Origin of the sequence: Poseidonibacter sp. (assembly GCF_041821165.1) — a bacterium.
Classification (GTDB): domain Bacteria; phylum Campylobacterota; class Campylobacteria; order Campylobacterales; family Arcobacteraceae; genus Poseidonibacter.
On sequence record NZ_JBGUES010000055.1, the window covers coordinates 1 to 12,513 of the forward strand.

A 12,513-nucleotide genomic window follows, 5' to 3' on the forward strand; every position below is an offset into this window, starting at 1 on the left:
TAAGAAGAATAATGTATAAAAAAAGGGATTAATATTGAAAAAAAATAATAATATTAAAAAAATATCAAATTATGCCGTAGTTGGTGGATTAGGAGCAATCTTAGTAACAGGACTTGTTGGATGTAGTGATAGTAGTACAAATAACCAGCAACAGCAAGGACAATCTGCTGCATTTTCAAATGCAAGTCAAAAAGAAGGTGCATTTGTTGTAATTGAACAATCAAAAGATGGAAGATATGCAATTGCTGATGAATTTCCTTCTTCTAAAACAACTATTGTTCTAAGACAACCAGATGGTAGTGAAAGAATCTTAAGTCAAGCAGAAATTGATAAACTAGTAAAAGAAGAAGAAAAAAAGATTGATAATGGAACATCTGCATTAACTAATCCTAATGGTGCAGAAGTTAGTAATGGAGGAATGGGACTTGGTGGAGTTTTATTATCTTCAATTGCTGGGGCTATGATTGGTTCATGGTTAGGAAATAAACTATTTAATAATCAAAATTATCAAAATCAAAGAAAAACACAATATAAATCTCCTCAAACTTATAGTAAATCACAAAGTTCTTTTTCTAAACCATCAGGTTCAGCAAATAAAACTAGTACAGCTAAAAAAAGTGGCTTCTTTGGAAGCAAATCTACATCATCGACTTCGACAAGAAGTTCGTCATTTGGAAGTTAAAAAATGAATTTATTAAAATTAGAACCCTTAACAGATGAGTATTTAGAATCAATTGGTTTTGTATGGCATACAGACGAAGACAACTCTTCTTATATTTCAAATGAAGTAGTGGAAGTTACTGAAAGTGAAGCAAATACATATTATGAAGCTTGTAATGACTTATATGATATGTTTTGTGAAGCGGGTGAATATGTAATTGAAAATGATTTATTTCACGAAATTAATATTCCATTTAATCTTGTAGAAACAATTAAAGATTCTTGGGAAAATGATGTTCATTGGCATTTATATTCAAGATTTGATTTAGCAGGTGGAATTGATGGAAAACCTATAAAATTAATTGAGTTTAATGCAGATACACCTACTTCACTTTTTGAAACAGCGATTATTCAATGGGCATTATTAAAAGCAAATGGCTTAGATGAATCTAGCCAATTTAACAATCTTTATGATGCTTTAAAAGATAACTTTAAAAGAATTATTACATTAGATTCTGATATTGAAAATTTTGAAGAGTATTATAAAGATTTAGGTTGGAAAATATTATTTTCATCAATTTCAGGTTCAAGTGAAGATGTAAATACAACAAGATTATTACAACATATTGCAAGTGAAGCTGGATTTAATACTGATTTTGAAGTTATTGAAAATGTTGAATTTGCGGATGAAGGCATTTTTGCAAATGAGCAAAGTTTTGAATTCTGGTTTAAACTTATTCCTTGGGAAGATATTGCAATTGATGAAAGTGAATTAGCTTTAATTTTAGCAGATATTATAAAAGAGAAAAAAGCAATTATTTTTAATCCTGCTTATACTTTAATGTTCCAATCAAAAGGATTTATGAAAATTCTTTGGGATTTATATCCAAATCACCCTCTTTTACTTGAAACTTCATTTGAACCTCTTGAAGGTAAAAAACAAGTTGAAAAAAGATGTTTTGGAAGAGAAGGTGCAAATACTAAAATCATAAATGAAGATGGAAGTATAGATGTAGAAACAAGTGGTGATTATGAAGGTCATAAAGCAATCTATCAAGAGTATGTTGAGCTTAATACTGATGAAAATGGTGTAACATACCAAGCTGGTGTATTTTATGCTTATGAAGCTTGTGCTTTAGGTTTTAGAAGAGGTGAAAAGATCTTAAATAATACGTCTAAGTTTGTGGGACATATAATTAAATAATTAAGATATTATTAACTCATACTTTTAAATAGTGGCGTTTATGTTATAATTATTGTATTCAACTAAAGGATTTTAGATGAAAGCAAATAACAAAACTCCACTAAAAAGAGATATCTCTTTATTTTTGCTTTAATGAATCTAGCATTAATTAGAATCAAACAAAAAGAACCTAAAGTTGATGGTATTATTTCATATCCTATGTGGATTCCAATAGTAGGTTTTATTTTAAATATAAGTCTTCTTTGTATTCAAATACTCTATTTTACTACTAATTAACACAAAATATTTTTATATCTTATTTTTACTCATAAAAATGTAATTTAATATTACTATTTAATACAAAATAAGATAAAATCCACAAAATAATTATTTCATTTCTTTTAACTAAGATAATAAAGGATTAAGGTGTTAAAAAACTTGTCAATTAAGACTAAAATATTAAGTTTGGTTTTTGGTACGATTGTTATTATCTCAACAATTATATCATTTAAATCTATTTACTCTATCAAGGAATTAACGCAAAAAAATATTGCTAAATTCAAAAAAGATGCTTATGCTCAAAAAGAAGAAGAATTACAATCATATGTTCACTTAGCTATGGAAACAGTAACCTCATATTATGATAGAACTAAAAAAGATAAACTTCAACATTTAGTTGAAGATAATTTAGAACAAAATATTCAATTTTTATTTTCTATAATTAATAAAGAGTATGAAATGTATAAAGTTACTCTTTCAAAACAAGAGCTTGAAAATAAGATTAAAGAAACAATAAAAGCTGCTAGATATGGTAAAAATGGATATTTTTGGATTAATGACTTTGATACAAATATCGTAATGCATCCTTTAAAAGAACACCTAAATGGTAAAAGTAAAAAAGGTGTTAGACACTGGGATGAGTTTATAGAAAAAGGAAAAGTTGGTGGAGGATTTGTTCAATATGAGCAAAAACTAAAAGGAGATGTTTTTACTAAAATATCACTTGTAAAAACGTTTAAACCATTTAATTGGATTATAGGAACAGGTGCATATCTTGATGATATTAGTAAATCAATGAAAGAAGAAGCCTTAAAAACTATATCACAAATGAGATATGCAAAAGCTGGATATTTTTGGATTAATGACTTAGATTATAATATGATTATGCATCCAATAAAAAAAGAGCTAATAAACCAAAACTTCAAAGGTAACAATGATGTACCGTTTGTAGAACTTGGCGTTGATAAAATTAACTCTACAAAAAAAGATTCTGTATTTATAAGATACTCATTTTTTAATCCTTCAACGAAAAAAGATGGTTTAAAAATATCAAATGTTACATTATTTAAGCCATGGAATTGGGTTATAGGAACTGGAATTTATGTTGATGAAATAGAAGATGAAATAAAAAATATGGAAATAACTGCACAAGAACAAATAAATAGTGTAATTTTTCAAATTATAATAATATCAATTTTTGTAACAATTATTTTATCTTTAATTGTAGGATATGCTGCAAGTAAAACTATAATTCAACCTATTCATAACTTTGAAAATGGTTTATTAAATTTCTTTAAGTATCTAAATAGAGAAACTTCAAAAGTTGATATGCTTGATTGCGATACAAATGATGAAATTGGGAAAATGGCAAAAGTTGTAAATAAAAATATTCTTCTTACAAAAGAAGGTATTGAAGAAGATAGAAAACTTATTGATGAAACAATAGCCGTTTTAGGAGAGTTTGAACAAGGTGATTTATGTCAAAGATTGAATATAACTGTTTCTAACCCTGCTTTAATGGAATTAAAAAATGTTTTAAATAAAATGGGTGAAAATATGGAAAACAATATTGATAATGTTCTAAATATTTTAGAAGAATACTCAAATTATAACTATTTAAATAAAGTTGATTCAAAAGAGTTAAAACAACATTTAGAAAAACTTGCAAATGGTGTTAATAACCTTGGTTCTTCAATTACTACAATGTTAATTGAAAATAAATCAAATGGTTTAACACTGCAAAATAGTTCTGATATTTTACTTTCAAATGTAAATACATTAAATAAAAATTCAAATGAAACAGCAGTTGCATTAGAACAAACAGCAGCTTCTCTTGAAGAGATGACAGGAAATATAAGAAGTAATACATCAAATGTTGGCAAAATGTCTGCTTATGCAAATGAGTTATCTACTTCTGCAACATCAGGTCAAAATTTAGCTATTAAAACAAATACTGCAATGGATGAAATAAATGAGCAAGTTAATTCAATAAATGATGCAATCTCTATTATTGATCAAATTGCATTCCAAACAAATATTTTATCTCTAAATGCAGCTGTTGAAGCAGCAACAGCAGGAGAAGCAGGAAAAGGCTTTGCAGTTGTTGCACAAGAGGTTAGAAACCTTGCTAATAGAAGTGCTGATGCTGCTAAAGAGATTAAAATATTAGTTGAAAATGCTACTTTAAAAGCAAATGAAGGAAAAGATATTGCTCATAGTATGATTAGTGGATATGCAGGATTAAATGAAAATATTATAAAAACATTAGATTTAATCAATAATGTTCAATCAGCATCTAAAGAGCAACTTGAAGGTATTGAACAAATTAATGATGCAGTTACAACACTTGACCAACAAACACAAGAAAATGTAAATATTGCAAATACTACAAATACTGTTGCAATTGAAACAAATCAAATAGCAACACTAATTGTAAAAAATGCAGATGAAAAACAATTTCATGGAAAAGAAGATACAAAAGCAAGAACTTTTAAAAGTAGTTCGGATAATAAAATACAAACAAATAAAAAAGCAGTAGAACCTAGAACTATTGTTTCAAAAACTTCACATGATGAGTGGGAAAGTTTTTAAAAATCCTAAGTAAAAGAGCCTTATGATACAACTTACAAGTCTGATAATATATAATCTATTCGATGAATTAGATTATTATTTATCAGATTGTATAGCATTTTTTGAATTGATTTTCAAAAGTACTCAATACCTATTTAGAATTGTAGATTGGATGAAGCTTTAAATATATGATTTAAAAGCTCATCTTTTTTTGTTCCAAAATCCCTTTAGATTTGTTGAACTTTGTAGTTTTTACTTTTTGAACATTTTGTGTAACACGGAAAACTAATATAACTGCTTCGTGTTCAAAAATTAGAGGTTGAGGAATGGTTAACTTCAGAGATACTGTTAATCCTTATTATTCAGCTATTTTCTAGTATTTTCCAATAGATAATATAAATAGACTAAAGACATTATAATATCTTTGTAAGTATTGTATGATTACTGCTGTAGATTACTTACCGGTTAAGTAATTTGAATTAATATTATATATATTGACAATCAATCACAAATAATCACCTATTTGTATCTCATCAATCTGCTCATCTAATAAATACTCTTTAGCATATCTTTTATATACTTCTGTTTTTAAGAATAATTCAAAAATATCCTTATCAAGGTGTTGGTCTTTTACCATAAAGCTTAGTATTTTTATAGACTCTGATAAAGTTTTACTATCTTTATATGGTCTATCAGAGGCAGTAAGTGCTTCAAAAACATCAGCTAAGGCTAAAACTCTTGATGGTATTGGCATATCATCTTTTGTTAGTTGTTTTGGATAACCTGTACCTATTAGTGTTTCATGATGAGCACCTGCATATAATGGCACATTTTTTAGGTTTTCTGGTAATGGTAATTGCTCTAACATTTTGATTGTCATTTTTATATGATCTTGGATTTTATATCTTTCTTCTTCGGTTAAAGTTCCCTTTGAAATCGTTAAATTATAAACTTCACCTTGATTATATAGATTTTTTGGTATTTCTGTTTTAAATCCATATTTAGAATCATCATTAGCCCAATCTTCTCTCTTAATTATGTGCCAGCTTTTATTTGACAATAAGTTCTCTAATATAGGTAAACTTTCATCTTTATTTTCAAATCTGATTCTTTCTTCTCTTGATAAACCTGCTTTGTCATCAAAATTTCTTAACCAAGTTCTTGACGCTATAACTTTAATTTTTTCTTTATACTCATCTTTTAAAAATTCTCCACCTAAGTTCATTTTAGCAATGAACTCAAAATCTTCTTTTAAATTAGTTTGTTCTTTTTGAAGCCAAGTATCTATTTCTTGTTTATTATCACCTTTTAACTCTTTTTTATAAGACTCAATGATTAGATCTCTATAAATAACTTCAAATCTAGTTCTTATTTCATGTATTCTATTATAGATTGTTTCTAGTTTTGTTGCTTTATCAACAACATACTCAGGAGTTGTAACTTTTCCACAATCATGTAACCATGCAGAAATACTTATCTCTCTATATTCATCTTCACTATTTATTTTAAAATCTTTAAAAATACCATCTTCACATTTATTTGCTTCATCTATAATCATAAGTGCAAGTTCAGGAACTCTATTACAATGACCACCTGTATATTTTGATTTTTCATCTATTGCAGTAGCTATTAGTTTTATGAAAGAATCCATAAGTTCTTTTTGATTCTCTTCATAAGCTTTTATTGAAACTGACATTTTCCATAAAGAATCAGAAACATCATGAATCTCTTTTATATAAGAAGGAATACTTTTAACTTTATCAAATTTTCTTTTTTGAATCTTTTCATTCTCTTTTACGATTCTATGTAAAGGATTAATAATCAAACTTGAACTTAAAATAATCAAAGGTATGGCAATAATTAAAAATACTATAAATGAAATCAATACAAACCAATAAATTTCTTTTATGTATGGTTCCATTATATTTTCAATTGGAGAGATTATATATAGGGATTCACTATTATCAAAAAGTGAAAATTTATTATAAAAAAACTGATTATTGGTTAATTTTTTATCAAGTGTATTTTGATTTAATGAACTTTTATTATCGCTAATCTTACCTTTTGATACTTTGTTATAAGTAATAATTTCACCATTAGCATCAAATAAAAAAACTTCACTATCTTCAACTAGTTTTTGTTTACTTATTAATTTATCTATATTATTTAGTGTTACATCAATTCCAATAACAATATCATCACTATTTTTTATTTCTTTTGTATAACTAATACCATATTTATTTAAAAACTTAAACAAATATGGTTCTGTTTTTATTGAACTTGTGGAAGATATAGCTTCTTTGTACCAAGGTCTTTGAGTGACTTTATATTTTTTATCATTTTTTATAGATTTTATTTGATTTAAATTTTTATCTAAATATTCTTTATACTCAATATTTTCAATGATTTTAATTATTAGCCAAGAAGCATTTTTGGGTGCATCAAAACTACTTTTATATTCTTCATTAAGATTTATAAGTTCATAATATGTACCATCTTTATGACCTACATATATTGAATAAATATAATTATTGCTTTTTATATCAGAAACAAAAAGATCTAAAATCTGATGTCTAACATTTGGAATTGGTTTTTCAGTTACAGAAGGAACATTCTCAATTAAGCGAATAAAAGATTCACTATTTTTAATATAATTAGAAACTTCTTGCTTAAGGTTTATAGATAATTGTTTAAATGATTCTTGAGTACTTTCTAATGCAATTTTTTTACTTAAATTATATTGCATAATTAGCATAACTGTTACAACAATTGCGGTAACTGTAAAAAACAAACCTAAAATTGTAGGTTTTATTTTTATGGAGAAATTATTTAAACACATATTCAAACCTTTAATAAACTTAACTATAAAAATACATGATACTAAAAGTTATACTTTATATTAATCCCTAAAGATAATTCTTCCCCATGTTCACTATGACTACTAACTATTCCACCTGAAATATCAAGATTATTATATGCTTTAGACTCCAGTCCAATACCAAAATGCAAACTATCTGCTCCTCTATTTTGTCCAACAAAACTTTCTTTATAGTTTGGATTAATAGCTAATGCTGCATCAATAGTATGTTCCTTGTTTTTATTTGCATACCAATCATGTTCGTACTTCACAAACATCGTTGGAAAAAGATTTTCGAAATTTTCAAACGAATTGAACTTGGCATTTATCCCTAACGATGAAACTATCATATGAGCATCTGCTTTATCAATAATTAACCTACTATCATTACCTTTTTCCTTAATTTCCTCTTGTTGATAATAGGCATAATTTAGTCCTATACTTGGAGATAGTTTTACATTATTAAAACTATTTATATCATAAGCAAATTCAATCGATGAATATATTGAATGAGAATTATATTCTGCTTTATTTTGATTTGACAATGTCGTGAAAACAACATTTTTTTCTGTATTAGTTCTACCATAAGTGTATCCCATCATTCCAGTCAAATGACTGTTACTATTCAGTTTATTATATGCATATAATCCTAAATGAAAATTATCAGAACTAAACGATTGACTTACTGAATCGTGTTCTGACATATTGGAATATCCATATCCAGTAAAGACACCTATATTAAAATTGTCATCTTTAATAATATCACTTCCAAGTAAAAAAGTTTTTAATTTATAGTCAAAGTTTCCTAAATTATTTTCACCATTTACCTCACCTTCTACATAAGACATGTCTACCCAAAAGTTCTTATTATTAGAAAAATGTTTTTCTGTTTTATCTTGTACTGAAGATATTACTAAATCTATTTGTTCTAACCCTACTGTTATAAATGAAGAATAAGGTTCTGCATGAATTGAGTTTACACTTGAAGATGCTTGTGCATTTGTTAAACTATTTAGTGCTGATGTAATACTTGGATTAGAAGTTGTATTTATTGCATTTACAAGAAGAGCTGCTCCTGCAGTTTTGTTTACAGTATTTATAGCTTTGTGTGTTTTAAATGAAGATACAGGAAGAGTAGCTCCTGTTAGAACAATATCATAACTATTATCTGTACCTAAGGTTAAATCCGTAAGTACAGGTAAATTTCCACCAGCTACAAATTCATACATACTATTTATTTGAGTATTTGTATATGTTGTTCCTAAATTCTGATTGTCTATTACTTTAAAAACTTTTCCATCATAATCAGAAGGTACAGTTCCAGCATTCATTGGATTTACCTCTATATTGACTTTATTATTTGATAGTATTTGTTGATTTGAATTAGACGATACATCAGAAAAAGTTAATTTATCTGAAGAAGTAGGTGTTGTTGTATTAATTCTAAAATTAAATCCTGATATATCAAAAGTACTTGTATTATTAATATTAAAGATTGGAGTTGTTCCTCTTACATTGACATTTCCATTAACAGTGATATTTGTATTATTTAATGTTAAAGTTCCTCCATCATAAATATTAACACCTGTATTATTTGGTGTGATAGCTAAACCTGAAGTACTAAGTATAAAGTTTCCATATATATTAGCTCCACCCTTATTCAATCTTAAAATAGTTCCATTCGTATTCAATGTGAAATCAGAACCTGTATTAATATTAAATAAAAATGGTGTATTTACTGGGTCATTTGAAATCCAATTATTAATAGAGCTCGAACCATAACTATGTAAAATCACTTCATAAGGATTTTCTATCTTAAATATATCTGCACCTGATTCAATATCTAGATGTCCATTATTAAGAATAATATAACTTGTACTGTAATCAGAAGTATCTCCTATTCGCATTAGCCATCTAACAACTGAATAACCTCCATTATCATACAATTTTAAAGTAGCATTATTTATCTCTAAATTTTTTACACTGAATTCTCTCCCCGCAAGAGAAAAAGTAGTAAGTTCTTGATTTGAGGTATTTAATATAGGATTAACTAAACCTGTTCCATCTATTACTAAATTTTCAAGATAACTCTGTATATTTGTGGTATATGTAAACTCAGCATTTCGTGATGTAGATACAAAATAATCATTTGTCGTAGTTAAATCTACAATAAGTGCTTTTAAAGGATTTCCACTTCTTATGGCTAGTAAATTTGGTATTGTTGCCATATTTGTACAATTTGTTCCAGCAGCATTTGTTGCACAAGTATAAGCATTTGTATTATTATAGAAATTTAAATTTTCTAAAGTAACATCTGCATAACTAAATGTTGAAGAAGCAATAATTGATAATTTTAGTAATATTGATTTTTTTGACATTTTAACCATCCAGTTTTTATATAATTAATTTTATCAAATAGTTTTTTAATTATAGATTCACAAATGAATGTTCAACAACCTGTTATTTTTAGCACAAATTTTGTGACTTTCTTTTCTTCTGAATTATAAATAGTATTAAGTGTAATATTGATAATATAAATACTTATATAGTAAGGAGGAGATTTTGGAAATTTTAGAAAGTAACCATAAAAAAGAAGCTATAAACAAAATAATTGAAAGTTTTAAAGGAGAAAAAAAAATTAATTATTTTAAAATAGGTAGCAACTTAAAAAGAAAAATCAAAGTAAGAAGACTTATAAATAGTGTAAAAAATCAAAAACATTTTATTATTTTGGAACAAAAGAAAATAGAAACGCAAAATTGGGAATTTGTCGGTGCAGATGTAACTGTAATTAATAAAAGTTACGAAGAAAAAAATATCTTTAATGAAGATGACTATAAGTATGTAGGGTTTGATATATATGTTGATTTAATTCAAGGAGTAGTTTTTAAATCAATATTTATACAATTTTCATATCATTCTTTAGTTAGATTACTTGAAAGGTGCGATATAAACAAACTGAATTCTGCTGAAAAAGTTAAGCAATATTTGTCTTCTATGATAAAGTCTTTTGTGTTAAGGTGTTTTAATATGTTGGAGAAGAAAATGAAAGCTTTTACTTCTAATATGACAGAGGACGAATTATTTTCCACTATAGAGGATTATGTTGTTATCGATAAATTATTTTTCCCAATAGTAATGGAAATAGGTCAAAATAGAATGAAAAAAGTAGCTATTACTTTCACTATTAAAACTCTAATGCCAGATGAGTACAATAGTGCAAAAAGAACTATTAGTAAAATAGGTCAAGATATACCTAGGGAAAATCTATTAGATTACTCTGAATATTTAACAAGTTTGATAGTTCAAAAATATTAAAATAATTTCTGATTATATATTTATCTTTTCCATATAAATATCACAGTTAAAAATATATAAATTAGTATAACTATCAGTCATTCTTGTGATCTGGCTCAACTTTATATGATAAAGAGAAATACTAAATATATTATAAAATACAATATGGATAAGATTGCTACAAAGATAAGTTATAAAACAAGTTCAACAACCTGCACTATATGGTGATAAATATAATAGTGCGATTTAAGACTTTTATTTTGAAACTATAGTATATCTTGTTCCTCTTCCTTTAGTTCCTTCTATTTGCTTAATACATTTCGAGTCAAGCAATTGCTTTAAATCATTTGAAGCTGTAGATGTAGAGGCTTTAGTGATGGATACATACTTTGATTTAGTGATGCCACCTTCAAAGTTTTCAATTCCTATATCAAGAACTTTATTTAAAACCTTAATTTGTCTAGCATTTAATTCTTTTTCTCTATGAGTATCCCAAAACTTAGTTTTATCAATTATATATTGAACTCCTGTCTTTGCTTCTTCAAGTGATTTTAATAGGGTTTTTAAAAAGTATTCTAACCATAGTGTTATATCTAGTGGCTCGTCTTTTTTTCTAAACCCTGTGGTCTTTTCAAGAACTTCATAATAGTCTTTCTTTTTATTATAGATAGTCTTTGAAATAGAATATATCTTTGAATAGTATGAGTTCTCTACTCTAGCTAATGCATACTCAGATATTGTTCTTGCAATTCTTCCATTCCCATCATCAAAAGGGTGAATGATTAAAAACCATAAGTGAGCAATTGCAGCTTTAATTAATCCATCTTCTGTATTATTAAACCATTTAAAGAAATCTACCATTTCATCAAAAAGAGTATCGTGTGGAGGAGCTTGGTAGTAAACTACTTCTTTAGGGCCACTTCCTCCTATTATCATTTCATAGTCTCCTCTTAGATCTCCTACATTAATTATAGTTCCTTCATGGTTTCTTCCTGTTGGAAATATAGCACTATGCCATTTTTCAACTCTTTCAATATCTAAATCATCATTGTAATTAGTACAAGCATCAAATAATATACTTACTAATCCATCGGTTGCATAATCAGTATTTGCAAATTCTTCAATACCTAATTTCTTTGCAATAGATTTTCTTACACTATCTCTATTTAAAAACTCTCCTTCTATTGCAGAACTACTAATAATTTCATCTGCTAACGTATCTGCTAACTTTTCTTGCATCTTATCTTTTGATGCAAAAGAATAAAGAGTTGAAAGTGATCCTTGTAAGAATGTAATATCTTTTATTAATGGATTGATATGCATTGTATCGTATTTAAATGATGGGTAATTTTCAAATTCCCATATCCATCTTTTGCTCATGGATAATGCCTTTTTAATAGTATTATAATAGAAATTATACGAAAAATCAAGTTTTACGCACAATAATTTGTACGAAAAAGATATATTTACGTATAAATGGAATTTTTATCAAGTTATCTATTGGAAGAAGTTCTTTTAATTATCTCTATGATTAGTTGTATCATCAAATCCTATTCTTTTTAGGAAAAGAGACATTACTTTACAATTCATCTAATATATGAGATAAATAATAAGTTCAATACAAAGGATTTATTATGAATGTAGGTTATTCAAGAGTTTCAACTTC

General features: G+C 26.6%; 7 protein-coding genes. 4 read left to right on the forward strand and 3 right to left on the reverse strand.

Going from position 1 to position 12,513, the window contains the following annotated elements; all coding sequences use genetic code 11:
- Positions 1-34 precede the first annotated feature (34 nt).
- The 3 genes from ACERKK_RS06155 to ACERKK_RS06165 all read left to right on the forward strand — a co-directional run bounded on the left by ACERKK_RS06155 (position 35) and on the right by ACERKK_RS06165 (position 4,714).
- Complete coding sequence (locus ACERKK_RS06155; RefSeq protein WP_373772209.1) at positions 35-682, forward strand: UPF0323 family lipoprotein; 648 nt, start codon at positions 35-37, stop codon at positions 680-682.
- A 3-nt stretch (positions 683-685) separates the two neighbouring features.
- Complete coding sequence (locus ACERKK_RS06160; protein ID WP_373772210.1) at positions 686-1,864, forward strand: glutathionylspermidine synthase family protein; 1,179 nt, start codon at positions 686-688, stop codon at positions 1,862-1,864.
- Positions 1,865-2,269: 405 nt separating this feature from the next.
- The gene (locus ACERKK_RS06165; RefSeq protein ID WP_373772211.1) at positions 2,270-4,714 is read left to right on the forward strand and encodes a methyl-accepting chemotaxis protein; all 2,445 of its coding nucleotides are present in this window, start codon (positions 2,270-2,272) and stop codon (positions 4,712-4,714) included.
- Positions 4,715-5,198: 484 nt separating this feature from the next.
- Here ACERKK_RS06165 and ACERKK_RS06170 read toward each other — a convergent pair whose 3' ends face one another.
- Together ACERKK_RS06170 and ACERKK_RS06175 are read right to left on the reverse strand one after the other, a co-directional pair.
- A complete protein-coding gene (locus ACERKK_RS06170; RefSeq protein ID WP_373772212.1) occupies positions 5,199-7,532 on the reverse strand; it encodes an HD domain-containing phosphohydrolase in 2,334 nt (777 codons plus the stop codon).
- 41 nt (positions 7,533-7,573) lie between these two features.
- On the reverse strand, positions 7,574-9,928 hold the full coding sequence (locus ACERKK_RS06175) for an autotransporter outer membrane beta-barrel domain-containing protein (protein ID WP_373772213.1): 2,355 nt from the start codon (positions 9,926-9,928) through the stop codon (positions 7,574-7,576).
- A gap of 184 nt (positions 9,929-10,112) precedes the next feature.
- Between ACERKK_RS06175 and ACERKK_RS06180 the strand changes: the two genes are divergently transcribed.
- Complete coding sequence (locus ACERKK_RS06180; RefSeq protein WP_373772214.1) at positions 10,113-10,868, forward strand: hypothetical protein; 756 nt, start codon at positions 10,113-10,115, stop codon at positions 10,866-10,868.
- 234 nt (positions 10,869-11,102) lie between these two features.
- Here the strand turns inward: ACERKK_RS06180 and ACERKK_RS06185 are convergent, their stop codons facing one another.
- The gene (locus tag ACERKK_RS06185; protein ID WP_373772215.1) at positions 11,103-12,227 is read right to left on the reverse strand and encodes a Fic family protein; all 1,125 of its coding nucleotides are present in this window, start codon (positions 12,225-12,227) and stop codon (positions 11,103-11,105) included.
- Positions 12,228-12,513: the final 286 nt, after the last annotated feature.

Coding starts and splice junctions, on each gene's coding strand:
- ACERKK_RS06160 (WP_373772210.1), top strand. CDS start 686: ATGAATTTATTAAAATTAGAACCCTTAACAGATGAGTATTTAGAATCA.
- ACERKK_RS06170 (WP_373772212.1), bottom strand. CDS start 7,532: ATGTGTTTAAATAATTTCTCCATAAAAATAAAACCTACAATTTTAGGT.
- ACERKK_RS06175 (WP_373772213.1), bottom strand. CDS start 9,928: ATGTCAAAAAAATCAATATTACTAAAATTATCAATTATTGCTTCTTCA.
- ACERKK_RS06185 (WP_373772215.1), bottom strand. CDS start 12,227: ATGAGCAAAAGATGGATATGGGAATTTGAAAATTACCCATCATTTAAA.